At 49.1% G+C, this 24,486-nt stretch carries 27 protein-coding genes and 1 tRNA gene; 25 read left to right on the forward strand and 3 right to left on the reverse strand.

Features of this window, described 5'->3' with window-relative positions; all coding sequences use genetic code 11:
• The first annotated feature begins 72 nt into the window (after positions 1-72).
• Complete coding sequence (locus FYJ84_RS10670) at positions 73-933, forward strand: Asp23/Gls24 family envelope stress response protein (RefSeq protein WP_154407599.1); 861 nt, start codon at positions 73-75, stop codon at positions 931-933.
• Positions 934-1,601: 668 nt separating this feature from the next.
• Here the strand turns inward: FYJ84_RS10670 and FYJ84_RS10675 are convergent.
• A tRNA-Gln gene (locus tag FYJ84_RS10675) sits at positions 1,602-1,677 on the reverse strand.
• 208 nt (positions 1,678-1,885) lie between these two features.
• On the opposite strand from FYJ84_RS10675, the gene FYJ84_RS10680 reads away from it, so the two are divergent.
• The 13 genes from FYJ84_RS10680 (at position 1,886) to ispF (ending at position 11,759) form a co-directional block, all read left to right on the forward strand.
• Positions 1,886-2,287 (forward strand): bacteriohemerythrin, encoded by a 402-nt coding sequence (locus tag FYJ84_RS10680; protein WP_154407600.1) that lies wholly within the window; start codon positions 1,886-1,888, stop codon positions 2,285-2,287.
• 213 nt (positions 2,288-2,500) lie between these two features.
• Entirely contained in the window at positions 2,501-3,424 is a 924-nt protein-coding gene (locus FYJ84_RS10685; protein WP_154407601.1) for a Rossmann-like and DUF2520 domain-containing protein, read from the forward strand.
• Positions 3,421-4,248, forward strand: coding sequence for a 3-methyl-2-oxobutanoate hydroxymethyltransferase (gene panB, locus FYJ84_RS10690; RefSeq protein ID WP_154407602.1), 828 nt, complete (start codon positions 3,421-3,423; stop codon positions 4,246-4,248). The genes FYJ84_RS10685 and panB overlap by 4 nt, the downstream gene beginning before the upstream one ends.
• A gap of 108 nt (positions 4,249-4,356) precedes the next feature.
• Positions 4,357-4,929 (forward strand): 16S rRNA (guanine(966)-N(2))-methyltransferase RsmD, encoded by a 573-nt coding sequence (rsmD, locus tag FYJ84_RS10695; protein ID WP_154407603.1) that lies wholly within the window; start codon positions 4,357-4,359, stop codon positions 4,927-4,929.
• Positions 4,926-5,405, forward strand: a complete 480-nt coding sequence (coaD, locus tag FYJ84_RS10700) for a pantetheine-phosphate adenylyltransferase (RefSeq protein ID WP_154407604.1) — start codon at positions 4,926-4,928, stop codon at positions 5,403-5,405. Before rsmD ends, coaD begins: the two co-directional genes overlap by 4 nt.
• Positions 5,406-5,454: 49 nt before the next feature.
• Positions 5,455-6,102: an ATP synthase subunit B family protein gene (locus tag FYJ84_RS10705; protein ID WP_154407605.1), complete on the forward strand. Its 648-nt coding sequence runs from the start codon at positions 5,455-5,457 to the stop codon at positions 6,100-6,102.
• Between the two features lie 191 nt (positions 6,103-6,293).
• On the forward strand, positions 6,294-6,743 hold the full coding sequence (locus FYJ84_RS10710) for a CtsR family transcriptional regulator (protein ID WP_154407606.1): 450 nt from the start codon (positions 6,294-6,296) through the stop codon (positions 6,741-6,743).
• 14 nt (positions 6,744-6,757) lie between these two features.
• Complete coding sequence (locus FYJ84_RS10715) at positions 6,758-6,919, forward strand: hypothetical protein (protein WP_154407607.1); 162 nt, start codon at positions 6,758-6,760, stop codon at positions 6,917-6,919.
• Positions 6,920-8,305 carry a DNA repair protein RadA gene (radA, locus tag FYJ84_RS10720; protein ID WP_328596381.1) on the forward strand — a complete coding sequence of 462 codons (1,386 nt, stop codon included), beginning with the start codon at positions 6,920-6,922 and terminating at the stop codon, positions 8,303-8,305. It begins immediately after the preceding gene.
• Between the two features lie 203 nt (positions 8,306-8,508).
• Entirely contained in the window at positions 8,509-9,003 is a 495-nt protein-coding gene (locus FYJ84_RS10725; RefSeq protein WP_328596382.1) for a CarD family transcriptional regulator, read from the forward strand.
• Between the two features lie 248 nt (positions 9,004-9,251).
• Positions 9,252-10,451, forward strand: a complete 1,200-nt coding sequence (locus FYJ84_RS10730; RefSeq protein ID WP_154407610.1) for a PIN/TRAM domain-containing protein — start codon at positions 9,252-9,254, stop codon at positions 10,449-10,451.
• A 133-nt stretch (positions 10,452-10,584) separates the two neighbouring features.
• Entirely contained in the window at positions 10,585-11,292 is a 708-nt protein-coding gene (gene ispD / locus FYJ84_RS10735) for a 2-C-methyl-D-erythritol 4-phosphate cytidylyltransferase (RefSeq protein ID WP_328596383.1), read from the forward strand.
• Positions 11,289-11,759, forward strand: coding sequence for a 2-C-methyl-D-erythritol 2,4-cyclodiphosphate synthase (ispF, locus tag FYJ84_RS10740; RefSeq protein WP_154407611.1), 471 nt, complete (start codon positions 11,289-11,291; stop codon positions 11,757-11,759). Before ispD ends, ispF begins: the two co-directional genes overlap by 4 nt.
• 486 nt (positions 11,760-12,245) lie before the next feature.
• On the opposite strand, the gene FYJ84_RS15075 is transcribed toward ispF, so the two are convergent.
• Together FYJ84_RS15075 and FYJ84_RS10750 are read right to left on the reverse strand one after the other, a co-directional pair.
• On the reverse strand, positions 12,246-12,554 hold the full coding sequence (locus FYJ84_RS15075; RefSeq protein ID WP_405761720.1) for a DUF4143 domain-containing protein: 309 nt from the start codon (positions 12,552-12,554) through the stop codon (positions 12,246-12,248).
• A gap of 395 nt (positions 12,555-12,949) precedes the next feature.
• Positions 12,950-13,192 (reverse strand): helix-turn-helix domain-containing protein, encoded by a 243-nt coding sequence (locus FYJ84_RS10750; protein ID WP_154407612.1) that lies wholly within the window; start codon positions 13,190-13,192, stop codon positions 12,950-12,952.
• A gap of 122 nt (positions 13,193-13,314) precedes the next feature.
• On the opposite strand from FYJ84_RS10750, the gene FYJ84_RS10755 reads away from it, so the two are divergent.
• The 11 genes from FYJ84_RS10755 to FYJ84_RS10805 all read left to right on the forward strand — a co-directional run bounded on the left by FYJ84_RS10755 (position 13,315) and on the right by FYJ84_RS10805 (position 24,401).
• A complete protein-coding gene (locus tag FYJ84_RS10755) occupies positions 13,315-13,770 on the forward strand; it encodes an OB-fold protein (protein WP_154407613.1) in 456 nt (151 codons plus the stop codon).
• A 22-nt stretch (positions 13,771-13,792) separates the two neighbouring features.
• The gene (locus tag FYJ84_RS10760) at positions 13,793-14,251 is read left to right on the forward strand and encodes a hypothetical protein (RefSeq protein ID WP_205764215.1); all 459 of its coding nucleotides are present in this window, start codon (positions 13,793-13,795) and stop codon (positions 14,249-14,251) included.
• Between the two features lie 504 nt (positions 14,252-14,755).
• Positions 14,756-15,205 (forward strand): MarR family winged helix-turn-helix transcriptional regulator, encoded by a 450-nt coding sequence (locus FYJ84_RS10765; protein ID WP_154407614.1) that lies wholly within the window; start codon positions 14,756-14,758, stop codon positions 15,203-15,205.
• 117 nt (positions 15,206-15,322) lie between these two features.
• Positions 15,323-15,706, forward strand: coding sequence for a cupin domain-containing protein (locus tag FYJ84_RS10770; RefSeq protein ID WP_154407615.1), 384 nt, complete (start codon positions 15,323-15,325; stop codon positions 15,704-15,706).
• Between the two features lie 436 nt (positions 15,707-16,142).
• A complete protein-coding gene (gene cysE / locus FYJ84_RS10775; RefSeq protein WP_154407616.1) occupies positions 16,143-16,907 on the forward strand; it encodes a serine O-acetyltransferase in 765 nt (254 codons plus the stop codon).
• The gene (gene cysS / locus FYJ84_RS10780) at positions 16,900-18,339 is read left to right on the forward strand and encodes a cysteine--tRNA ligase (protein WP_154407617.1); all 1,440 of its coding nucleotides are present in this window, start codon (positions 16,900-16,902) and stop codon (positions 18,337-18,339) included. The genes cysE and cysS overlap by 8 nt, the downstream gene beginning before the upstream one ends.
• A gap of 10 nt (positions 18,340-18,349) precedes the next feature.
• On the forward strand, positions 18,350-18,847 hold the full coding sequence (locus FYJ84_RS10785) for a Mini-ribonuclease 3 (protein ID WP_154407618.1): 498 nt from the start codon (positions 18,350-18,352) through the stop codon (positions 18,845-18,847).
• Positions 18,848-19,004: 157 nt separating this feature from the next.
• On the forward strand, positions 19,005-19,694 hold the full coding sequence (gene thyX, locus FYJ84_RS10790; protein ID WP_154407619.1) for an FAD-dependent thymidylate synthase: 690 nt from the start codon (positions 19,005-19,007) through the stop codon (positions 19,692-19,694).
• 26 nt (positions 19,695-19,720) lie between these two features.
• The gene (locus FYJ84_RS10795) at positions 19,721-20,302 is read left to right on the forward strand and encodes a Uma2 family endonuclease (protein WP_154407620.1); all 582 of its coding nucleotides are present in this window, start codon (positions 19,721-19,723) and stop codon (positions 20,300-20,302) included.
• A gap of 67 nt (positions 20,303-20,369) precedes the next feature.
• Positions 20,370-20,708, forward strand: a complete 339-nt coding sequence (locus tag FYJ84_RS10800; protein ID WP_154407621.1) for a nucleotidyltransferase domain-containing protein — start codon at positions 20,370-20,372, stop codon at positions 20,706-20,708.
• A gap of 87 nt (positions 20,709-20,795) precedes the next feature.
• Positions 20,796-24,401: a restriction endonuclease gene (locus FYJ84_RS10805; protein ID WP_154407622.1), complete on the forward strand. Its 3,606-nt coding sequence runs from the start codon at positions 20,796-20,798 to the stop codon at positions 24,399-24,401.
• Positions 24,402-24,486: the final 85 nt, after the last annotated feature.

The raw sequence follows: 24,486 nt of genomic DNA on the forward strand, positions 1-24,486 counted from the left end.
GCGCAAATTGGGATAAGCAGGTTAGAGTTTTAGCTGTTGCAGGGCGTGACAGGGAGTTTGGAGGATATTATTATGGAGGTTATTGCTTTAGTGGGGCCAAGCGGCACCGGAAAGAGCCATCGTGCCCTTCTGGTTGCCCATAACAATCAGGCTGATGCCATTATTGATGATGGCCTGCTGATAAAGAATGGCAAGATTATTGCCGGCAAGTCTGCCAAGAGGGAGCAGAACAAGGTGCTGGCAGTCAAGCGTGCCATATTCGTGCTGCCGGGACATGCGGAGGAGGTCCGCAAGGCTATTGAGGAAACAAAGCCGGTGCGGATTCTGATTTTGGGCACCTCCGAAAACATGGCCAGCAAGATTGCCAAGGCATTGAAGCTGCCGGAGGTTTCCCGCTTCGTGCACATCGAGGATATAGCCACCCAGTCCGAGATGGACAAGGCACGCTTCCACAGGCTGCGGGAGGGCAAGCATATTATCCCGGTGCCGACTATTGAGCTGAAGCCGCATTTTTCCGGCTATCTGGTGGACCCGATTAATTCCCTGCTGAAAAAGAGGCGCGAGGACGGACGCCGCCATCTGGGGGAAAAGTCTATCGTGCGGCCTGTGTTCAGCTATTATGGCAAGCTGATTATCGATGACTGGGCCATCAAGGCTATCGTCAGGAAGCTTCTGGTGGATGGGGAGAATGTTACCAAGGTGGCTGATGTGAGGATTGAGCATGTCTACAAGGGGGACGGGGAGGTAGGCTTTGAGTCTGCCGGTATCGTCATCGGCTGTGATGTGGTCATCAGCTACGGCAAGCATATTCCTACCCTGGTGCAGAAGCTGCAGAACCAGGTGCGCAAGGATGTGGAGTATATGACCGGCATGGTGGTGAAGAAGGTCAATATCACTATCAAGGCGTTGTTTGTGCAGCCGAAAAAGTTCTGAGGCTGGGGCATAATAGTGCATGATAGTGCATAATAGTATATAATAGTGTATAACTTTGTGGTCAGACCTTTTTAGAGAGTGTCATGGCAGTACCATCGCAGGCACGCTTGCGCTACTATCCACGCCTAGCGGTGCTAAGCTCTCGCTGCGCCTTACGGCTTGCGAATTGCTAAGCACCGAGGCGCGTCTCAGTGCCCTGCGAATGGCACATGCCATGGCACTCTTTTATAGGTCTGACTGACGAGTTTGTTCATTTGCGAAGTTGTATGTGTTGTTCATGTAACGTAGAACTTGAACAGGGAAGCCGGGAGGCTGGTGGGGAGCTGTTTGGGATAGTGGCTATGAGCAGGGATTGTGATGGGCGGAAAAGTCGGTGCCAATGCAAGGCACTGAGCCGTGCCTCGGTGCGCGGCGGGTGATATGCCAGTGGCATATCACCCAGCACAAGACAACTGCAATGCGTTGTCTTGTGCTGCGACGTCGCGAGCCGCAGGCGAAGCGTGAGTTTAGCATCCGCTAGGCACGGATAGTAGCGCGAGCGTGCCTGCATTGGCATTGCCTTTCCGCCCATTGGCGTATCGCTGATACACTCTGACAGCTCCCCTGCACGGAATTTAGAATTTTGGGCAGTAAAAAAGCCGCTCCTGTCGGAACGGCTGAAAGCTCAATGGCAGGGGTAGCTGGACTCGAACCAACGCATGCTGGATTCAGAATCCAGTGCCTTACCAACTTGGCGATACCCCTATATTTTCTTTTGTGTACTGTGTTATTCACAACAAATATTATTATAATGATTGCTGAGCGTTTTGTCAAGAAAAATATTTACATTTTTCTGTTTTTGGGCAGAAAATAATTTCCGACTTATGCCAGATTAGTTTTTCTGGCATAGTGCAATTTTGTTAATAATCGTGTATAATAATGGTGCATATATCATAGATTGGGGGCATTAATTATGAAATATGAGTTTACCAAGGACTATCATACGGGAATTGATTTTATTGATGAGGAGCATGCCAAGCTCTTTGAGATAGCGAACCGTGCCTACGATTTGCTGACAAATCAGTTCGTGACGGATAAATATGATGCGATTGTGGCGGTGCTGGAGGAGCTGAGGGACTATACCAAGTACCACTTCAACCATGAGGAGGAGTACATGAAAAGCATCAACTACCCTAAGCGTTTCAGCCAGCTGCATCAGCATACCCAGTTCATCAACAAGCTGGAGTCCTACAACCTGAAGGAAATCGACGTGAACCAGCAGGAAGGGCTTCTGGAGATACTGGACTTTCTGGCTCTGTGGCTGCAGAGTCACATCAAGGGCATGGACAAGAAGATTGGCGAGGCGGCAAAGTAAGGCTGCCTGCGAGACAAGGGACGGCATGGGCAGAGCTTTATATGGCTTTGCCAGGTGCCGTTTTTTGCTTTGCCCATCTTTACTTTTGACGGTGTGTGTGGTAGTATTGCAGGTGATGGACGGTATTCTGTTTGGAAACTGTACTATGATTTTCTGCAAGGTTTTTTCCTGATATTTTGGGCAGCACATCACCATACTAGAGAGGTGATGCTTATGAAGATTGGTTTTATAGGTGCCGGCAAGGTGGGGGTTACCCTGGGGAAGTATTTCAGCCGGCACGGGGGCGAAGTTACAGGCTATTACAGCCGCAATATTCAGTCAGCCAGGGAAGCAGCTGAGTTTACGGCAGCGAACATTTACCGGTGTGCAAGTGATTTGCTGGCAGATAGCGATGTGCTGTTTTTGACGGTTCCCGATGATGCCATTGCATCCTGCTACAGGGAGCTGTGCCGGTCAGCCGGCAGTATTCAGGGAAAGATTTTTTGTCATGCCAGTGGTGCCATGACGGCAGAGGCTGCCTTTCCGGGAGTTGAGGCGGCAGGAGCCTATGGATATTCTGTTCATCCGCTTTTTGCTATAAGTGACAGGTTTCATGCTTATAGCCAGATGGCGGATGTTTTTTTTACCCTTGAGGGCTCTGCCGGGCGCAGGGATTTTATGCTGGAATGGCTGAGGGCAGCCGGGCTTCAGGTGCAGCTCATCGAGGCAGGCTGCAAGGCGAAGTACCATGCGGCGGCCGCCATTGTCAGCAATCAGGTGGTGGCGCTTTTTGAGGAAAGCAGGCGCATGCTGATGGAGTGCGGCTTCCAGCCGGAGGCGGCACAGAAGGCACTGACGCCAATTTTTCTCGGCAATGCTTCCCATGTGGCGGATGAAGGCGCGGTCAGGGCACTGACAGGGCCTGTGCAGCGGGGAGATACCGGGACGCTGGCAAAGCACCTGGCAGTTCTTGAGGGCTGTGAGGACAGGCTTTTGTACCTGCTGCTTTCCAGGCGGCTTTTGCAGCTGGCCAAGGCCAGGAATGCTGACTATGATGATACCTCCATCGGGGCTTTTTTGGATGAGGAATATAGAAAAGGTATTGAGGCGGCTGCGGCAGAGCTGCTGCAGGCTGGAAGAAAGGACGAAGCTAAATGAAAAACACCGTGGCAACTTTTTTGGCAATGAAGCAGAAGGGCGAAAAGATTTCCATGCTGACCTGCTATGATTATTCTACAGCCCGGCTGGAGGAGGAAGCCGGTATCAACGGCATACTGGTGGGGGATTCCCTGGGCAACGTGATGCTGGGGCTGCCTGATACCATCTCCGTCACCATGGAGGATATGATTACCTTTGGCGGTGCCGTGGCCCGTGCCTGCAACGATACCATGGTGGTTATTGATATGCCTTTCATGTCCTATCAGGTATCCGTGGAGCAGGCGGTGATGAACGCCGGGCGGCTGATGAAGGAAGGCCGTGCCAACGCCGTCAAGCTGGAGGGGGGCGCGGCAGTCTGCCCTCAGATCAAGGCGATTACCGATGCAGGCATCCCGGTGATGGCACATCTGGGACTTACGCCTCAGTCCGTCAATGCCCTGGGTGGGCACCGGGTGCAGGGCAAGAGCGAGGAAGGCGCCAAGAGGCTGGTGGAGGATGCCCTGGCCATTCAGGAGGCAGGTGCCTTTGCGGTGGTGCTGGAATGCATCCCTGCAAAGCTGGCAGAGCTCATCAGCTCCAAGCTGACTATCCCGACCATCGGCATCGGGGCAGGTGCCGGCTGTGACGGACAGATTTTGGTTTATCAGGATATGCTGGGGCTGTTCAGCGGCTTCAAGCCGAAGTTCGTGAAGCATTTTGCGGAGCTGGGGGAGCAGATGAAGGCTGCTTTCCGTGCCTATGATGAGGAAGTGAAGGCAGGCACTTATCCGGCGGAGGAGCATACCTTTAAGATGGATGATGATGTGCTGCAGCGTCTGTATTAAAATGGTGTACAATTTATACTAATTAGCGTGATATAGGCTAAAAAAATTATTCAATTATCGCTGGAAATATGTTAGAATAGAAAAGAATTTGTTTTTTGAGGTTTTTGTATGCGCATTATTACCGGTACAGCCAAGGGCTGCAATCTGAAAACTCCAAAGGGAATGAGTACTAGGCCTACATCGGACAGGGTGAAGGAGTCCCTTTTCAGCATCCTGGGCGGCGATGCGTGCGGCAGGGTGCTGGATGTTTTTGCAGGTACCGGGGCGCTGGGGCTGGAAGCCCTGAGCCGGGGTGCTGATAGCTGTGTCTTTATTGACAAGGCAACAGCGGATATTATCAGCTTCAATGCGGAGCATACACGCCTGTCTGACAGGTGCAGGGTGCTAAAGGGCGATGTCTTTGCCCTTTTGCACCGCCTTGCCGGTCAGGGAGAGCGCTTTGACCTGGTTTTTTGTGATCCACCTTATCATCAGGGGCTGGCACACAGGGTGCTGGAATACCTGGATAAGGGGGAGGTACTGGCTCCTGATGCCATCGTGGTGGTGGAGTATGGGGGCGATGAGGCGGATTTGCCAGCTACCGGCAGGCTGCGGCTTGTCAGGGAGCAGAGCTATGGCAGGACCACACGGATTGGTTTTTTTCATTTGCCGCCGGGGAACGGCAGGGAGGATGCAGAATGAAAAGAGCGATTTGCCCGGGCAGCTTTGACCCTGTTACCCTGGGGCATGTGGATATATTCCGGAGGGCAGCAAGGATTTTTGACGAGCTTTATATCGGCGTGTTTAACAATATCAGAAAGACGCCCCTCCTGCAGACGGAGGAGCGCATGGAGCTTCTCAGGAGTGCGGTGGCGGATATTCCCAATGTGAAGGTGGTTGCCTTTGACGGTCTTTTGGCAGAGTACATGATTGCCAACGATATTCAGGTGATTGTCAGGGGGCTGCGCTCTGTGACGGATTATGAGTACGAGCAGGGACAGGCGCAGATTATCAAGTCCATGCACCCGGAGCTGGATACCATGTTCCTTCTGGGCAAGCCGGAGTACAACAGCTACAGCTCCTCGGTGGTGAGGGAGATTATCCGCTTCAAGGGGGATTACTCCCGGCTGGTGCCTCATGAGGTGGTAGAATATCTGAATGGGAAAAATTCTGTGTGACGGTAATGGCTTCGCACAGCTGAGTGTTATATAAAAGGTGGTAATTGCAATGAATGGCGACGCTATGTTGAAGATTGATGCAGTATTGGAAGAAATTGAGAATTATGTGGCTGGTGCAAGCCGTATGCCTCTCGTAGACAGGGTTATGATCAAGGATGATGAGCTTTTTCACCTGATGGACAAGCTGCGCCAGGAGCTGCCTAGGGAGGTCAGCGATGCCATGGAGGTTTGCCGCCGCCGGGACGAGATCATCGGGGCTGCCCAGACCGAGTCAGAGCAGATTATTGCCAAGGCCAATGCAGAGGCTGAGGAGATTATCGAAAAGGCAAAGCGGCTTGCCCAGAAGACCGTGGATGAGCATGCGCTGGTGGCGCAGGCCAATGAGCAGGCCAGGAATATCATTGAGGAAGCTAATGCCAAGGCCACGGAAATGACCAAAGAGGCGGAGGCACAGGCCGGGCAGCTCAAGGAGGCTGCCGAAAGTGAGACTGCACAGATGAAGGCGGATGTAGAGCATTATGCAAATCAGTTGTTTGACCATGTGCTGGCCAATATGAACACAGCCATGACGGCTATTCAGAATCATGCCGGCGGCATCGTCAATGCCATGGAGAACATTCACAATGATGTGGGCGGTGCCATGCAGGCCATGCAGCAGGCAAAGGAGCAGATTCATGCTGCCAACAGCCGCAGCTGATGGGCATGGCAAAGCCAGAAAAATCAAGAAAGATAAATACCGCTGTTTGTACAGCGATGGGAGTGGCCGTCTGCAAGGATTTTGCAGGCGGTTTTTTCCTTGAGAAAAAAGTGCTTGCGTAATGTCAAAATGTCAAATATAATATAGGAAAGGTCAAATTGTCAATTCGTTTTAAGGAATAAGGTGTAAGTATGAGCAGTAATATTGCAGATTTGATAGAGGATTATATTCTGACAAGGCTGGCAGAGCAGCAGACCGGGCAGGTGGAGCTGAGGCGGACGGATATTGCCGATGAGATATCCTGCGCCCCTTCCCAGATAAGCTATGTGCTGAATACCCGCTTTACCCATGACAAGGGCTTTTCCGTGGAGTCCCGCCGGGGGCTGGGGGGATTTATCCGGGTAGTCAGGGTGCCTTTCAGGAACATTATCTATCAGGAGATGCTGGACAAAATCGATGCCGGTACGGAGTTTGTGGAGGTTAAGGCAATGCTTCAATATCTCATCCAGCATCAGATGATTTCCACCCGGGAATGTTCCCTTTTGCTGCAGGCTGTCAAGTCAGCCTATGAGAATATGCCCCCTGAGCCCAGGGTGAAGCTGGTCAAGTCCCTGTTTACTACCTTGGCGGAGCTTTCATGATGGGGAGCGGGAGATTGAAAAAGCGCGGTGCAGGCGGCAGGGGCGGTATGCCCATGAGCAGGGGGGCACTTGACTCCCTGCTGAATTTTTTGCTGAGCTTCGGCATTGCTGTCGTGTGGCTGGGCAGATGGACGATCAGGCTGGCAGCAAAGCTGTGGCAGAGATGGAGTCGGTGAGTGATGGCAAAGAAGAAAACCATGTACGTGTGTCAGAGCTGCGGCTATGACACAGCAAAATGGCTGGGGAAATGCCCCGGCTGCGGCCAGTGGAATACCATGGTGGAGGAAATAGTCCGTGAGGAAAAGAACCAGTCCCGGGGACTGAGCCTGGGCCTGTCTGAGAGCAGCAGGCCCTGCCCTATCAGCCAGGTGGCGGTGGAGGATCTGCCCCGCATGACTACTGGTTCCCAGGAGCTGGACAGGGTGCTGGGAGGCGGCATTATCCCGGGCTCTATGGTGCTGATTGTTGGAGATCCCGGCATCGGCAAGTCCAGCCTCACCCTGAAGGTGTGTGCCAATGAGGCGGCTATGGGCAAAAAAGTGCTCTATGTGACCGGGGAGGAAAGCGTGCGGCAGGTGCGCATGCGTGCTGACAGGCTGGAAGCAGTGCAGGAAGGCCTGCTGGCAGTCAGCGAGACGAATCTGGAGCATATCGGCCAGCATGTGGAGCAGCTAAAGCCGGAGCTCCTGGTGGTGGACTCCATTCAGACGGTTTTCCGTCCCGATGTGCAGAGCGCGCCGGGCAGCGTCAGCCAGGTCAGGGAGTGCGCCGTGGAGCTTTTGCGGCTGGCCAAGACCAACGGCATTGCCGTATTCGTGGTGGGGCATGTGACCAAGGACGGCACCCTGGCAGGGCCAAGGGTGCTGGAGCATATTGTGGATACAGTGCTGTATTTTGAGGGGGGCGGCAACTCTGAGTACCGCCTTTTGCGGGCGGTGAAAAACCGTTTTGGCAGCACCAACGAGATAGGCATCTTTGAGATGCGCGATACGGGGCTGGTGGATGTGCCGGATGCCTCCCGGCTGTTCCTGTCAGAGCGGACGGAGGAGGCAGGGAGCATCATCGTGCCTACGGTGGAGGGAACACGGCCCCTGCTGGTGGAGGTGCAGGCACTGGTGGCTCAGACGCCTTATGTGCCGCCCCGCCGCACCTCGGACTCGGTGGATATCAAGCGCATCCAGCTGCTTCTGGCGGTGCTGGAAAAGCGGGTGCACCTTGCCATCGGTGCCTGTGATGTATTTGTAAAGGTGGCAGGAGGCATCCGCATTGATGAACCGGCGGCAGACCTTGGCATCTGCGTTGCCATGGCCTCCAGCTTTGCCAACCGCCGCCTGCGCCCTCAGACCATCGTCTTCGGGGAGGTGGGGCTTTCCGGGGAGGTCAGGGCTGTGAGCCAGGCGGAGGGCAGGCTCAGGGAGGCGGCGCGGCTGGGCTTTACCAGTGCCGTCCTGCCAAGGAAAAACTACCAGCAGCTGAAAAATGAAAAGGCTGTGGAGGGGATTGCCCTCTATGGAGCTGCTGATTTGACGGAAGCACTGCGTTATGCCATGCCCAGGGAATAAGGCAGGATGCAATAGTGAACTGTAATAATAGCCAGTAATGATGTGGATAACATCTGGTAATAGCAGGCTGCAAGGACAGGTTATGATAACATGTTATAATAATCTGTATTGACAGAAAATTGCATGTATGATAAAATTACTTCTTTTCTTGTGAATTAATTTGTGTTATAATCGTTTTGTACGGTTGATTTGTAAGAGGGGGTGTGATTTTGTTACAGGTTGGTGACCAGGTGGTTTATCCTATGCACGGTGCAGGTGAGATAGCCGGGATTGAGGAATGCGAGATTATGGGGCAGGTCAAGCAGTATTTTATTTTGCAGCTGCCTGTCGGCGACATCAGGATAATGATTCCTACTGACAATGCGGATGGTATCGGCCTGCGGCAGATTTCACCGCCGGAGATGCTTGACAGGGTGGCGGAGGTGCTGCTTGATGAACCGGAACGGCCTTTGGGAAGCTGGAACAAGAGGTTTCACAGCAATCTGAACCGGCTAAAGACAGGGGACATTCTGGAGGTTGCAGCGGTAATCCGCAATCTGATTTTGCAGGACAGGCGCAAGCGGATATCAGGCGGTGAGAAACGCCTGCTGGAGCTGGCGCGGCAGATATTCGTCAGCGAGCTTTCCTTTGCCCTGAAGCTGCCTACGGAGCAGGCAGAAGGCTGGATGATGGAAAAGCTTGACAGCAACCATAGCTGAGTTTTGTGTTCCGCTATGCCGCAGGGGCGGCTTATTGAGCAGTATGCAGCCTGTTTCTGTAACAGGCTGTTTTTGTGTCAGGGACAGGCCTGGGAGATATTTCCTAATTTTGTTAAGCAGAGGCATACAGATGATTTTCATCTTTTTGCTATATTATGCGTTATTGTGACGATTATGCGTTATTGTAACGGTTATGCGTTATTGTAACGGTTGTGCGTTATTGTAACGATGAAAGGAGGTGAGAAGGAATGCTGGTAAAGGTTATTCGTTTTTTTGTTACTGCATTGCTGGCGGTGATTGGCGGTGTCATAGTGCATCTGGCCAGCCCTGTGCTGACGGAGCTTATCAGTACCGAGGTGCTGAAGACCTCCATGGGGCTCTACAAGCTGACTATGGCAAATGTCATCCTGATAGCATTGGGCATGGCGGTGGGTGCTGCCGTGGGCTATCTGATTTCCCCCTTTGTGGCCGGCACATTGCAGAGATTTTCCGTTTGGGTTGAAGGGCAGCTCAGCAAGATGCCATTGCAGGATGTGATTGCCGGAGTTGCCGGTTTGGCTATTGGACTTATTATTGCAAATTTATTAGGCGGGGCGTTTTCCAACATACCGGTGGTAGGCGACTATATACCGGTGGTGTTCAGCATCGTTTTCGGTTATCTTGGTATTCATATTGTTGTGCGCAAGCAGAAGGAAATTGGCGAATTGCTGGGGCGTATGCTGAAACTGAAGAAAAAGCCCAAGGCTGATGCTGCTGCGGAGCCATCCTATGGCGCTGGCAGCGCAGAGGCGGCTTTGGCTGGCGGCATGATGGCAGATGCCTGGCCGTCTCCTGCCAATTATGCCAGCTATGTAGGCTGCAAGCTGCTGGACACCAGTGTCATTATTGATGGCCGCATTGCTGATATTTGCAGGACAGGCTTTGTGGATGGCAAGCTTCTGATACCGGTCTTTGTGCTGGAGGAGCTGCAGCATATTGCTGACTCCGCAGATGCCCTGAAGCGTGTCCGGGGCAGGCGCGGACTGGATATTCTCCAGCGAATCCGCACTGAAAGCGGTTTGCAGGTGGAGATTGTCAATCAGGATTTTGATGATATTACAGAGGTTGACTCCAAGCTGGTACGGCTGGGGCAGCAGCTGGGAGGCAAGATCATTACCAATGATTACAACCTCAACAAGGTGTCAGAGCTGCAGGGTGTGCCTGTGCTGAACATCAATGATCTGTCCAATGCGGTAAAGCCTGTGGTGATTCCTGGGGAGAGCATGCACGTTACCATTGTCAAGGAAGGCAAGGAGCATGGCCAGGGAGTGGCGTATCTGGATGACGGCACTATGATTGTGGTAGAGAATGGCCGCTATCATCTGAATGAGGCCATACAGGTGGAGGTTACGTCTGCCTTGCAGACTTCTGCCGGCCGCATGATTTTTGCCAAGCCTGTGACAGCGTAAGCTGCCAGCTGGCGGGGCTGTTAGTTAATTGAGCAAGGTATGGATATTGGGGGCTGTGGGCTGAGTGTTTGCTTTCACGGCCCCTGATTTTGTATATGTGTGTGATTTTTGGCATGATGATGGAGGTGTAAAGGTGGTAACAGCGATTTTTCCGGCGGCAGGCAAGGGGAAAAGAATGCAGGCCGGTATGAACAAGGTACTGGTGGAGCTGGAGGGGGTGCCTATATTGGTGCGCACCCTGGCGAGGTTCTCCCGCTGTCAGGCTGTTGACAGGCTGGTGGTGGTAGTAGCGGCTCATGAGGTGGAATTTGTGACGGATATGCTGACCAGGGCGGACAGGGAATACGGGCTGAAGCCATGGCTGGTAACTGCCGGTGGCTCAGAGCGGCAGTATTCCGTGTGGAACGGCATTCAGGCTGTGCAGGGAGCGGCAGATGATGATATTATCCTGGTGCATGATGCGGCAAGGCCGCTGGTTTCGGAAAAGACCATTCTGGAGACTATCCGTGTGGCGGAGGCGAAAGGGGCGGCCATTGCGGCAGTGCCTGCCAAGAACACCATCAAGCTGTGCAATGCTGCCGGTGAGGTAGTGGAAACCCCTGACCGCAGCAGGCTCTGGGAGGTGCAGACCCCTCAGGGGTTCCGCAGGGGTATTCTGGTCAGGGCAAATCAGCAGGCTATGGCAGAAAGCTTTTTGGGCACAGATGATGCCAGCCTGGTGGAAAGGCTGGGGCAGAAGGTGTTTATTGTGGAGAGCGACTATCGCAATATCAAGCTGACTACCCCGGAGGATATGGTAATCGCCAAGGCGTTTTTGGCAGCAGAGGAGGAGAATGAATGAGCAGGTTTGGTATGGGATATGATGTGCATCAGCTGGTGGAAGGAAGAAAGCTGATTATCGGTGGCGTGGAGATTCCTTTTGAAAAGGGGCTTTTGGGGCATTCTGATGCGGATGTGCTGCTGCATGCGATTTCTGATGCCCTGCTGGGGGCAGCTGCCCTGGGGGACATCGGCAAGCACTTTCCTGATACCGATGAGCGCTACAAGGGGGCAGACAGCCTGAAGCTTCTGGAGGAAGTGGGCAGGCTGCTGGCTGAAAAGGGCTATACGGTTGGCAATGTGGATGCTACCATCGTGGCACAGAGGCCGAAGATGGCACCACATATTCCTGTGATGCGGGAAAATATCGCCCGGGTGCTGCATGTGGATGTAGACAGGATAAATGTGAAGGCTACCACGGAGGAGCATTTGGGCTTTACCGGCAGCGGTCAGGGAATTTCTGCTTATGCCGTAGCAGGAATAGAGTAATTTCAGTTTGTCGTCGTGAAGGTATGAGGCTTCTGGAACATTAACGGATGAGTTTTGTTGGTTCGTGGACTCTGTTCAGACTAAAAATGGGATGGGGCGGCAGGTGATTATAATAATGATTAATGATTGAAAATATTGTGGCACGGGCTCCCGGGACGGACATACTTTTTCTCCATTCGCCACAAACGGTCCGCTTCGTACCTCAGCCGCCGTTTCCAACTAACGCCTATTTTGCTTGCTGCGCAAGCAAAATTACGGCTGGGCAAAACACCATCTATCACAGACATTCAGGCAAGCGGAGCCGCTTTTCCTGCGGAAAAGATGGTGGCTCATATCCGAAAAAGCAGTCCGCTCCCTCGCGCCCTCTACATAATTCAGTTATAATCACCTGCCGCCCCATCCTTCTTTGTCTGAACAGATACAACAAAATGATGAAACGCCCATTGTTATATGTTACCATAGTGTTATATAAAGCTTTTTGCACTTTTACGCTTGCGTATTAGTTTGCATCTGCTTGAAGGCAATTTTCTTTACAAAGCTTGCCAGATATAGCGGCAGACTATAGGTCCTGGTTTCCACTATATCGTTTACAGCAATATTTTTCATAGAAATTTTAAACCCAATTTCAGGCTTATATTGCCTGCAAAAACATTGATAGCTTTTGGCTCTGGTATGTATTTCTGCCTTGGCTTCAATTGGGATGATAGTTTCCTGATTGGCAATGAGGAAATCCACCTCTGCCGTATTGCCAGAACGCCAGAAGTAAGGCTCAAGGTTCTGCTTGAGAAGCTCTATTTCAGTTTGTCGTAGTGCTTATTCGTTACTTCGTGCATATACTGATGACGTAATTTGATATTTCGTGGACTCTGTTCAGACATTATAAAGGGACAGGTAGCGGCAGTACCCATAGAAAACTCGCTCTCGCTCTTAGCACAGCCTCGCGCTTCTAAGCTCCTGCATCGCTTACGCTCGCACTCGCTAAGAAGCGAGGCTGCACTCAAGGTTTTCTTTGGGTACATGCCGCACCTGTCCCTCTTTGTGTATGAACAGATACAACAAAATGATACAATATTTGTCATTGTATGATGCTATAGCAACTAATCCAACTTTACGAGCAAGCCTGAAAAGAGGGGGATAAAAACTATTTGTTGTGGTGGTAGTAAGTAAATTTTAGCCGAAAGGTAGCAAAATTAATGTTCTGTGTTTTTCTTTGGTGGAATGTACTCTAAAATATCGGTTATATCACAATCCAAAGCATAGCAAAGTCGTGCTAAAACAGAAATATCTAGTCTTTGAACGTCATTTTTGCAATATCCTTTCAATTGTGTTCGTTGCATTTCGGCTCTACAGGCCAATTTATTAATGCTGATATTTTGCGATTTTCGTAATGCTTCCAAATTAATTTGTATTCTTCCAAAATCAATATCTCTCATCAAATTCACCCAATATAATTTTATTATTTTTGCTGGTGTATTGTAATGGGTGAGAAAATATGGTAATATACATATGAGCAGATATATACTCATATTTTATTAATAGCAAGGAGAGATGTATTATGATGTCCAAAGTATGGAAAATTTTAACTGGCCTTTTTGTTCTTATTTCTTGTATGGCAGTGCTTGGCGGTTGTGGAGATAGCAGTGATAAAAAGTCAAATGAAGCTGCCACTCCCAAAACCTATGCTGAGGCAGATATAAACATTCTTATTTCTGAAGCAAAGGAAAATGCTGCAGCTGCTGGTAAAAACTACAAGGATAAGGATGTAAAAATCGTTGGAGGAATAGTGAATAATATTGACTCTGACCTAAAGTATTTTACCCTTGATGGAACTGATAAAAATTTCAGTATGCTTCATGTAAGCTGTCAAATTGACAAGCAGAATAAAGAACTGCAAGATGCTGTTTTAAATATAAAAAAAGGACAGTCTGTAATAGTATATGGTCATATTAAAGATGTTGGTGACATTATGGGATATACCTTAAAACTTGATAAAATAGAAGTAAACAATTAAAAATGTACAAGAGGTCTTTAAAATGGCTATGATAAAATGCGAAGATTGTGGTAATGAGTATTCCGATAAAGCTGCCCATTGCCCTAAATGTGGGTGTCCTAACAAAGAAATCTCTAAAACGATGGCAGTTTGGAAAACAGGCCGTACAGTTATTGGTATGTTATCACTTATTCTGTTTGTTCTGATTTCTTTCCAATCATGTGCTGCCGGGTTAGGTAATGCAATAGATAATAACAATTCATTAAGTGGAACAGCGGGGTTCTGTTTAGCTATTTGTATGATGATAGCTGGTATAATTGCTATCTGCACAAGAAAATCCGTAAACAAGATACCTACAGTGTTGCCTGCTTTATTTTATTGGTTTGGATCTTTACTAACCATAGGTTCAGGAGATACTTACGGTGATTTGCCTATTTGGGGGACATTGTCTTTTATATTTGGTTTAGTGTTTGTGGTAGCATGCTACAAACAGAAAAAATAGTGTCTATGCAGGTAAAACTTTCATGTAGGAGCATTTTCCTTTTTATGAGTGTTGGTAATGTCAGATATCGTTAGACTTCCTGTGCCATATTTTCAGGCGTTTTGTAAAGCTTGATTAGTTGCTATGGTATCATACAAATGGAGTATCGTTGATTACTTTTTTGTATCTGTTCAGACACAAAGAGGGACAGGTGCGGCATGTACCCAAAGAAAACCTTGAGTGCAGCCTCGCTTCTTAGCGAGTGCGAGCGTAAGCGACGCAGGAGCTTAGAAGCGCGAGGCTGTGCTAAGAGCGAGAGCGAGTTTTCTATGGGTACTGCCGCTACCTGTCCTTTTAATAATGTCTGAACAGAGTCCAAGAACTATCAAACCATTTTAGTCAGTATGTGCACGAAGTAACAAACCGGCACTACGACAAACTGAAATTTACAAAGTGATTGACAGTTGGTCAGTCGCTGTATATAATAATAGTGTATATACACGCAATATAAAAGGATATCCGATTATGAGCAAAAATGAAAAAATGGGCTTGTACCCCAAGCCATCCAGTCCCTGCAACTGCATGAACATACGCAGGGCATCCAGGGCAGTATCCCAGTTTTATGACTCGGTGCTGGAGCCCGGGGGGATTACCCTCAACCAGTTCGGCATGCTGAATGTCATAAACAGCATGCAGTCTCCCGGTATCAGTGAGCTGGCAGGGGAGTTCCGCATTGACCGCACCACCATGAACAGAAATCTGAAGCCACTTTTGGAAAAGGAGCTTATCTGCCAGCGGCAGGGCAGTGATGCCAGGCGCAGGGAGATTGTCCTGACGGAAAGCGGCCATAGTGCCTTGCAGCGGGGCATGGAACTGTGGCTGGAGGCGCAGAAGTCCCTGGAGCTGTATTTGGGGGCAGACGAGCTGAAACAACTAAAGAGTACCCTTTCCAAGCTGGAAGCACTGGTGCCCTGAGGGATTTTCACTCTATGGGCATCAGCAGGGCTCAAGATAAAGGGTGTATATGCACTTATCGAAAAGAGCCCTGAGAGAAGAAGCAAAAGCTTAATAAGAAAATTGGAGGCAAATAAAATGAAAAACGTAGTATTGGAAAATATCGGCAAACTGAGTGATGTAACTGACAAGCTTTTTGAGAAGGAAAAGCTGGGGCTGACCGGCATGGAGATTTCCATCAACAATCTGGCAGCCAATGAGGGCAATCCCTTCGTGCATACCCATCAGCAGAATGAGGAGCTGTATATCGTCATCAAGGGAAGCGGCGTCTTCTACGCTGACGGTGAGGAATTTGGCGTGCAGGAAGGCTCCCTCATCAGGGTGGAGCCGGAGGCGGAGCGTGCCATTGCGGCAGGTGACCAGGGCATGACCTACATCTGCATTCAGGCGGCAAAGGGCAGCCTGAAGCAGTACACTATGACAGACGGCAAGCTCAGTGACAGCAAGGCATCCTGGATGTAAGCAGCCGGGGAGCCATGGCGCAAGGTAAGGTATGGCAGAAACATTTCTTGCATTGACGGGCTTTTTTTGTTAGAATATAGAATAATATATTTTAATGGCTGTGAACAGGCAGAGTACATCAGAAAGGGCTGTCAGAGAGAGTTCCCGGTGTGTCAGGCGATGAGAGGCGGCATAGCATCATGAGATGCAGAGGTCTTTCAGGGGCAGGATGCCAGGCTGTAAGGAATTTGAGCTGCGCTGATGGAAAGTGCGCCTGGGAGCCGCAGGGCTGAAAGAATTTTGCGTAGGCCCTGCCGCAGGGAGTGCGTTAAAGTCCGCCAAGGAGCGATTGTGGCAGGAGAACGTCAGCAGTTGCTCGAAATTAGAGTGGAACCGCGTCAATCAGCCGCCTCTTTTAGGGAGAGGCGGCTTTTATTTTGTAGGAGTTGTATTGGCAATGTTTTTTAAAAGACTTAGGTCCCGCATCAAGAAGGACATCAGGGTTATCTTTGAGCGTGACCCGGCTGCCCGCAGCGTCATTGAGGTGGTATGCTGCTACTCAGGGCTGCACGCCATCTGGCTGCACCGTATTTCCCACAAGCTTTATCTCAAGGGCTGGGTGCTGATTCCCCGCATGATTTCCAACCTGGGCAGGTTCCTGACCGGCATTGAGATTCATCCCGGCGCCACCATCGGGGAGGGGCTGTTTATTGACCACGGTACCGGCATCGTCATCGGTGAGACGGCGGAGCTGGGCAGGAATGTCACCCTGTATCAGGGAGTTACCCTGGGGGGAACCGGCAAGGAGAAGGGCAAGCGCCATCCTACCATCGGCAACAACGTGGTGGTGGCATCAGGCGCCAAGGTGCTGGGCTCCTTTACGGTGGGAGACCATGCCAAGATAGGCGCGGGCTCCGTGGTGCTGAAGGCAGTGCCTGCCTATGCCACTGTTGTGGGCATCCCCGGCCGGGTGGTGGTCATGCACGGCAAAAGGGTAGGCGAGCCTGTCTATACCGATGAGATGATGAAGCTTCTGGACACTGACATTGATTCGGCAGAGATGGTGGAGGAACAGGATGTGGATCTCAATCATGATGAGCTGCCGGACCCTGTCCGTGACCTGATGCTGGAAATGTCCCAGCGGCTGGAAACGATGGAGAAGCGTGTGAAGGAATTGGAGCAGGAGCTACAGAAAAAGGAGTTAGAGGATAAAAATGCTTAAAGTCTACAATACCATGACAAGGAAAAAAGAAGAATTTGTGCCTCAGGAGCCGGGCAAGGTGGGCATGTATGTCTGCGGCGTCACCCCCTACAACCATCCCCATATCGGCAACGCCCGTCCTTTTGTAACCTGGGATGTCATCAAGCGTTATTTCAGGAAGCGCGGCTTTGAGGTAAAGCACATCCAGAATTTTACCGACATGGATGACAAGATTATCAAGGCTGCCAATACAGAGGGCGTCAGCTGGCAGGTCATCACCGACCGCTACATCAAGGGATATTTTGAAGCCATGGACAAGCTGAATGTGCAGCATGCGGACCTCTACCCGAAGGTAACTGAGCACATGCAGGATATCATTGACATGGTGCAGCAGCTGATTGACCGGGGCTATGCCTATGAGCTGGAGGGGGATGTTTACTTCAGCGTGGAGAAATTCCCTGAGTACGGCAAGCTCAGCGGCCGCAAGCTGGAGGACATGCAGGCAGGTGCCCGGGTTGAGGTGGACACCAGGAAGCACAATCCTATGGATTTTGCCCTGTGGAAGTCCGCCAAGCCGGGAGAGCCATCCTGGGAAAGCCCTTGGGGGCAGGGACGTCCTGGCTGGCACATCGAGTGCTCCACCATGTCCCTGAAATACCTGGGGGAGACCTTTGACTTCCACGGCGGCGGCAGCGACCTGATTTTCCCTCATCACGAGAATGAGATTGCCCAGTCCCAGTGCTGCTGCGGCAATTACCACAGCTTCGCCCAGTATTGGCTCCACAACGGCTTCATCACCATCGACAACGAGAAGATGAGCAAGTCCCTGAACAACTTCATCACTGTGCCGGATATCCTGAAGCTGTATCCGGGGGAGGTGGTGCGCTTCTTTATCCTGCGCACCCACTACAGGAGCCCGCTGGATTTCAGCGAGGAGCGCATCAAGGAGGCGCAGGCAGGCCTGGTGCGCCTGCGCACTGCCTATGATAACGGCATGGCATTGCTGGAGAAAGACGGTGCTGACGGGGCTGATACCTTGCTGGCGGAGACGGCTGACAAGGCATTGGCGGACTTCTATGAGGCCATGGATGATGACTTCAACACCGCCCTTGCCATCGGCTACATGTTTACCCTGGCCAAGGAAATCAACACCTATGCCAACAGCGTGGTGAACAAGGGGGCAGCCTTTGACAAGGTGAATTTTGGCAGGCTGATGGATGTATACAGCGAGATGGCTGAGGTCATCGGTATCTTCGAGGGCAGCCTTGAGATGCCGGAGGCGGAGGATGCCGATGGCATTTCTGCTGAGGAAATCGAGGCATTGATTGCGGAGCGTGCCGAGGCCAAGAAGGCAAAGAACTGGGCAAGGGCGGACGAAATCCGCGACAGCCTGAAGGCCCGGGGGATTATCCTGGAGGATTCCGCGGCAGGCACCAAGTGGAAGAAGGCATGAGGCAGCTGTTATGACCTTTGAGCATTTTCAGAAGCTGGTGGATATGATGTTTGTGCCGGACGGGGCAGGCGGGGCGCTGCAGCGGTATCAGGAGGTCAATCCCCGCAGCCTGCACCCTCTGGTGCTGGCCTATATCGGTGATGCCTATTTCCATCTCTTTGTGCGGGGGCGGCTTCTGTCCTACGAGCAGAACAAGGTGCAGGTGCTGAACCAGTTCAGTGCCCAGATGGTGTCGGCTGTGTGGCAGGACAAGGCATATCACGCCCTGGAGCCCATGCTGACGGAGGAAGAAATCGCCGTCTACAAGCGGGGCCGCAACTGCAAGAGCCGCGTGTCAAAGAGCGCATCCGTGGCCCAGTACCATTCCAGCACCGGCTTTGAAGCACTGCTTGGCACCCTGTATTTGCAGGAGGACAATGACCGCCTGTACGAGATTGCCGAGGCGGCCTTTCAGGTGATATCCAAAGCCATGATGGAAGAAGTGGCGGCAGGGCAGAAGCAGCCTTAATAGCATTTTATTAAAATATTTTCATGCAGAAAGCAGGATAGGTATTCCGGGGCAGGCTGCCGGAATACATCATCCTGCTTTTGTAATGGGCTTTCATCCGGGCATTTTTTATAGTAAAATTGTGTATAGGATAAATGTGTTGTTTGGGGGTTTTTAGATGATTAAGGTAAAATTACTGGAGCATACGCCGAATCCGGAGCGGGTGGTAGCTATGGCAGCAAGGCTCTGCTATTCTGCCTCAGGGGCTGAGGAGCTGGCGGAAAAGATGAGCGATGAGCAGGTGGAAAAGCTGGTGGCAAAAATCGTGCAGATGGGGCATGCCTCCACCATGGAGCATGTAAGCTTCACCTTCGGCATCGAGGGGGTGTCACGGGTGCTCACCCATCAGCTGGTGCGCCATCGCCTGGCTTCCTACAGCCAGCAGTCCCAGCGGTATGTGGCAGAGCATGACTTTGAGTATATCCTGCCCCCTTCCATCGGGGAAAAGCCGGAGGCAAAGGAAAAGTTTGAGGCCTTGATGCAGCAGATACGGAGCACCTACGATGAGCTGGCTGATATGGGAGTGCCTCGGGAGGATGCCCGTTATGTGCTGGCCAATGCCACGGAGACGAAAATCGTGGTGACCATGAATGCCCGTTCACTGATGCACTTTTTCAACCTGCGCTGCTGCAACCGCGCCCAGTGGGAAATCCGGGAGCTGGCTTATAAGATGCTGGAGCAGGCCAAGGCAGCAGCCCCCCTGCTGTTTAAGAATGCCGGGGCTTCCTGCGTGGCCACAGGCCATTGCCCTGAGGGGGCTATGACCTGCGGCAGGTTCGGCGAGATGATAAAAATGCGGACTGAGTAGATGCCATTGTAAGGGAGGCGTGTTTTATGTCCAATCCGGCTTATATGTATGATGTAATGAAACGGGAAGAACTGATTGATGGAAAAATTGTGATGATGTCACCGAGGCCTGCCATTAATCACAATAGAATTGTTACCAACATAAGCGGGATATTTTATAATTATCTGAAAGGCAAGAGATGCCAGTCTTTTTGTGATGGCACTGAGGTCTGGCTGGACGAAAAAAATCACTTTATTCCCGATGCCATGATCGTGTGCAACCCGGATATTATCGGCAGCCATCATATTGACGGGGCACCGGATCTGGTGGTGGAGGTGCTTTCGCCCAGCACTTACGACAGGGACATGACCGTGAAGATGGCAGCCTACGCCCGGGCAGGCGTGAAGGAATACTGGATTGTTGAGCCGGAGGCACGGCGCGTTGCCGTGCATCTTCTGAAGGGGGATGCCTATGAGCTGTCAGCCAGCTATTATCCTTACACCGAGGAAGATTACAAGCACATGGATGAAGAAGATGTGGTGATTGCCAGGCAGCGCATCAAGCTGAAGGTTTCCCTGTATGATGATTTGATTATCGATGTGGCGGATATTTTCGAGCGGGTGAAGTGAGCTGCAGGGGATTCTGCAAAAGTGGTGAATAGTTATCATAATTGGATGTTGCCAGGAGGGGAGAACTATGCCTGATTATCGCAGTATTATGGATAAATATATATATAAGCTGCAGGAGATTTATGGCTCAAAAATGAAGGCAGTAATATTATACGGTTCCTATGCCAGGGGAGATTATACGGCGGAGTCAGATATAGATATTATGCTTTTGGTGGATATGCCTGATAAGGAAATCAGCAAGCTGTTTGCTAAAACTTCTGACATGACGTATGATTTTAATTTTGATAATCATATTGACATATCATTGATTGTGAAGGACATTAACCAGTTTTATAAATGGGTGATGGTGCATCCTTTTTATCAAAATGTGCAGAAGGAGGGAGTTGTGCTTTATGGAGCGGCGTGACGAAACGGGTGGAATAGCTGATTTAGTCAGGTATAGGATAAGTGTGGCAAAGTAGGACATTTTGTTTTTAAGAAAAGGGGAAAAGCAATGGCTTCATTCTATGACATATTGGAAAAATATCGCAGAAAAGCTTTTTCAGAGCGTGACAAAGGGACTCGTTTTGAACTTCTGATGCAGCGTTTTATGCAGTCATACCCGCTGTATCAAGGCATGTTTGTACAAGTGTGGATGTGGAATGAATTTCCCTTTAAAAATGATTTTGGTGGAAAGGATATAGGTATAGACCTGGTAGCATTGACTGCTGATGGGGAATATTGGGCAGTACAGTGCAAATGCTATGCAGAAAATTCTGTTATTGATAAGCCAGCTGTGGATAGTTTTTTATCTACTTCTGGAAAAAGTTTTGTTGATGATTTGGGGCAGGTCAGGAGTTTTTCCCAGAGATTGTGGATAGCTACTACTAATCATTGGAATAAGACAGCTGAAATTGCTATTCAAAACCAGCAGCCACAAGTTTCCCGTATCAGTCTTCTTGATTTGCAGGAAGCCCCGATAGATTGGGAGAAACTGGATGAAGGAATATTTGGCGAGGCGGCATGCGTAAAAAAGTATACACCTCGTCTTCATCAGCAAAATGCACTTGAGAAAGCAAGAGAATATTTTAAAGACCATGAGCGCGGCAAGATGATTATGGCATGTGGAACAGGTAAAACGGCAACATCTTTGTGGATTGCAGAGCAGGAAACCAATGATAATGGTTTTATTTTGTTTTTAGTGCCATCTATTGCGCTTTTAGCACAGTCCCTTATGGCTTGGTCTGCCCAAAGCAGTAAGCCTATAACAGCTATTTGTGTGTGTTCTGATGCCGGGGCTTCTAAGGATAATTCCAACGATGAAAACAAACATATTGATTTAGCATTACCGGCAACTACCAATGTAGAAATGGTTGCAAGCCGCATTCGGCAGGCGGTGACTAGCCCTCATGATGGCATGGTGGTTGTATTTAGTACATACCAATCGATTGATGTAGTGTCAAATGCCCAGAGAAAATTACAGATGACAAAAAACGTTGAAGAAGATTATAGCTTTGATTTTATTATCTGTGATGAGGCTCATAGGACGACTGGTTACACAGAAAACAAGAATAATGCAGAGGCTTCCAATTTTGTAAAAGTGCATGACAATGACTTTATAAGAGGCAAAAAGCGTCTTTATATGACGGCAACACCGAAATTATTTGGGGCAGAGGCTAAAAAGAAAGCTGTTGCAAAAGATATTGTGTTATGGTCTATGGATGATGAAAGCCTTTATGGTGAGGAATTTTATCGTATAGGTTTTAGTGAAGCCGTAGATAAAAAATTGTTAGCTGACTACAAGGTTATGGTATTGACCATAGGTGATGATCAGATACCGCCGGTATTGCAGGATGCTATAGCAGATAAAAATTCCCAAATATCTACGGACGATGCCTCAAAGTTAATTGGTTGCATAAATGCCCTTTCAAAAAAGATGATTACAGATTCACAGCTATTGGCGGAAATTGATCCGGCACCTATGCATACGGCTGTGGCTTTTTGTGCTACTATAAAAAAGTCAAAACAGATAGTTGATGTGTTTAATGAATATAAAAATCTCTATTATGATAGTTTGACAGATGCCCAGCGGAAGGAAACTGTTATTGTTGAAGCAGACCATGTAGATGGCTCAATGGGGGCAGTAGAGCGTGGCAGCAAATTAAGCTGGCTGAAGAATGTTGATACTTCCGGGCGTGACTGTAATATTTTGGCTAATGTGAGATGCCTGTCCGAAGGTGTAGATGTGCCAAGCCTCGATGCCATATTGTTTTTGTCCGCTCGCAATAGCCAGGTGGATGTTGTACAGTCAGTAGGGCGTGTAATGCGCACTGCACCAAATAAAAATTTTGGCTATATCATAATTCCAGTTGTTGTACCTGCTAATGTCAAGCCGGAGGAGGCTTTGGAAGAAAGCAAGGATTTTGCAACAGTTTGGTCTGTGCTAAATGCCTTGCGTGCCCATGATGACCGTTTCAATGCGACTATAAACAAAATTGAACTTAATAAAAATAAGCCTGATAATATTTTGGTAGGCGGTGTTGTCAATAATGAGAACAGTGCTAAAAACGAGGTACATGAGAGTAGTGGTGTGTATCAGACAACGCTTTATTTTTCTGAATTGCAAGGGGCTATTTATGCCCGTATGGTGCAAAAAGTAGGTAGCAAGCGTTATTGGAGCCAGTGGGCGGAGGATATTGCAAAAATTGCCGAGCGGCACAGGCATAATATAAATACACTGATTAGCAAGGATGAAAGGCACAAGAAAGCTTTTGAAAAATTTATGCAGGGTTTGCATAAAAATATAAATCCTTATATTTCGGCTGAGGAAGCAGTAGAAATGCTGGCTCAGCATATCATTACAAAACCAGTTTTTGAGGCATTGTTTGAGAATTATTCTTTTGTGGAAAACAATACAGTTTCACAATCAATGGCAAAAATACTTGCTCTTTTGGATGATGATGCTTTAGAAAAAGAGCATGAAACTTTGGAGCGTTTTTATAATTCGGTGCGTATGCGGTGCGAAGGAATTGATAGTGCAGAAGCAAAGCAAAAAATTATTACAGAGCTGTACGATAATTTTTTCAGGGTGGCATTGAAGACTACGGTTGAAAAGTTAGGTATTGTTTATACTCCTGTAGAAGTGGTGGATTTTATTCTCCACTCTGTTAATGATGTTTTGAAAAAGGAATTTGGGCGCAGTATGTCTGATTCCAACGTGCATATTCTTGATCCATTTACCGGCACAGGCACGTTTATTACAAGGCTGTTACAGTCAGGAATTATCAAGCAGAAGGATTTGATACGAAAATACACGAAGGAACTTCATGCCAATGAGATTGTTTTGCTGGCATATTATATTGCATCAATAAATATTGAAAATGCGTTTCATGATTTGATGCAGGGAGATGATTATACCAGCTTTGATGGTATTTGCCTCACTGATACATTTCAGCTGGGAGAAAAAGAAGATACAGGAGAATTATTCTCAGAAGTATTTCCTTATAATTCCATGCGCGTACAACAGCAAAAATTGGCTCCTATCAGGGTGATTGTGGGAAATCCACCATATTCTGTAGGTCAAAAATCTGCTAATGATAATGCTCAGAACGAGTCGTATCCGCATTTGGAAAAGAGGCTGTCTGATACTTATGTTGCAGGTACTAAAGTAACTAATAAAAATGCTCTTTATGATAGCTATATAAAGGCATTTCGCTGGGCATCTGACCGCATAGATGCCCAGCAGGGTGGTGTAATCGGGTTTGTAACTAATGGCGGATGGCTGGATGGCAATGCTATGGATGGCATGAGAAAATGCTTGGAAAAGGAATTTTCTGCTATTTATGTTTTTAATTTGCGTGGCAATCAGAGAACCCAGGGTGAATTATCTCGAAAAGAAGGTGGAAAAATTTTTGGTTCTGGTTCTCGTTCACCTATTTGTATTACGATTTTAGTTAAAAATCCTAAAGCATTAAATAAAAAAGCAGAGATTTTTTACCATGACATAGGGGATTACCTGAGCCGGGAAGATAAGCTGAAAATTATCAGCAAGTTTAAAAGTTGCTTAAACAGTAAATTTTATAATGGTCCCAAGAATTTAGACCAGCACTTTATTTTTTAAGCGTGCATGATATAGTAATTAGTAACGAATGGAGGTTACTATCATGCCGAAAAGGAAATACACTGCTGAATTCAAGAGCAAGATT

It is taken from the genome of Anaerovibrio slackiae, from assembly GCF_009695585.1.
Classification (GTDB): Bacteria; Bacillota; Negativicutes; order Selenomonadales; family Selenomonadaceae; genus Anaerovibrio; species Anaerovibrio slackiae.

Bases quoted from the DNA above. Each gene is read 5' to 3' on its own strand.
- FYJ84_RS10670 (WP_154407599.1), top strand. From the start codon at position 73: ATGGAGGTTATTGCTTTAGTGGGGCCAAGCGGCACCGGAAAGAGCCAT.
- FYJ84_RS10680 (WP_154407600.1), top strand. From the start codon at position 1,886: ATGAAATATGAGTTTACCAAGGACTATCATACGGGAATTGATTTTATT.
- FYJ84_RS10685 (WP_154407601.1), top strand. From the start codon at position 2,501: ATGAAGATTGGTTTTATAGGTGCCGGCAAGGTGGGGGTTACCCTGGGG.
- panB (WP_154407602.1), top strand. From the start codon at position 3,421: ATGAAAAACACCGTGGCAACTTTTTTGGCAATGAAGCAGAAGGGCGAA.
- rsmD (WP_154407603.1), top strand. From the start codon at position 4,357: ATGCGCATTATTACCGGTACAGCCAAGGGCTGCAATCTGAAAACTCCA.
- coaD (WP_154407604.1), top strand. From the start codon at position 4,926: ATGAAAAGAGCGATTTGCCCGGGCAGCTTTGACCCTGTTACCCTGGGG.
- FYJ84_RS10705 (WP_154407605.1), top strand. From the start codon at position 5,455: ATGAATGGCGACGCTATGTTGAAGATTGATGCAGTATTGGAAGAAATT.
- FYJ84_RS10710 (WP_154407606.1), top strand. From the start codon at position 6,294: ATGAGCAGTAATATTGCAGATTTGATAGAGGATTATATTCTGACAAGG.
- FYJ84_RS10730 (WP_154407610.1), top strand. From the start codon at position 9,252: ATGCTGGTAAAGGTTATTCGTTTTTTTGTTACTGCATTGCTGGCGGTG.
- ispF (WP_154407611.1), top strand. From the start codon at position 11,289: ATGAGCAGGTTTGGTATGGGATATGATGTGCATCAGCTGGTGGAAGGA.
- FYJ84_RS10750 (WP_154407612.1), bottom strand. From the start codon at position 13,192: ATGAGAGATATTGATTTTGGAAGAATACAAATTAATTTGGAAGCATTA.
- FYJ84_RS10755 (WP_154407613.1), top strand. From the start codon at position 13,315: ATGATGTCCAAAGTATGGAAAATTTTAACTGGCCTTTTTGTTCTTATT.
- FYJ84_RS10760 (WP_205764215.1), top strand. From the start codon at position 13,793: ATGGCTATGATAAAATGCGAAGATTGTGGTAATGAGTATTCCGATAAA.
- FYJ84_RS10765 (WP_154407614.1), top strand. From the start codon at position 14,756: ATGAGCAAAAATGAAAAAATGGGCTTGTACCCCAAGCCATCCAGTCCC.
- FYJ84_RS10770 (WP_154407615.1), top strand. From the start codon at position 15,323: ATGAAAAACGTAGTATTGGAAAATATCGGCAAACTGAGTGATGTAACT.
- cysE (WP_154407616.1), top strand. From the start codon at position 16,143: ATGTTTTTTAAAAGACTTAGGTCCCGCATCAAGAAGGACATCAGGGTT.
- cysS (WP_154407617.1), top strand. From the start codon at position 16,900: ATGCTTAAAGTCTACAATACCATGACAAGGAAAAAAGAAGAATTTGTG.
- FYJ84_RS10785 (WP_154407618.1), top strand. From the start codon at position 18,350: ATGACCTTTGAGCATTTTCAGAAGCTGGTGGATATGATGTTTGTGCCG.
- thyX (WP_154407619.1), top strand. From the start codon at position 19,005: ATGATTAAGGTAAAATTACTGGAGCATACGCCGAATCCGGAGCGGGTG.
- FYJ84_RS10795 (WP_154407620.1), top strand. From the start codon at position 19,721: ATGTCCAATCCGGCTTATATGTATGATGTAATGAAACGGGAAGAACTG.
- FYJ84_RS10800 (WP_154407621.1), top strand. From the start codon at position 20,370: ATGCCTGATTATCGCAGTATTATGGATAAATATATATATAAGCTGCAG.
- FYJ84_RS10805 (WP_154407622.1), top strand. From the start codon at position 20,796: ATGGCTTCATTCTATGACATATTGGAAAAATATCGCAGAAAAGCTTTT.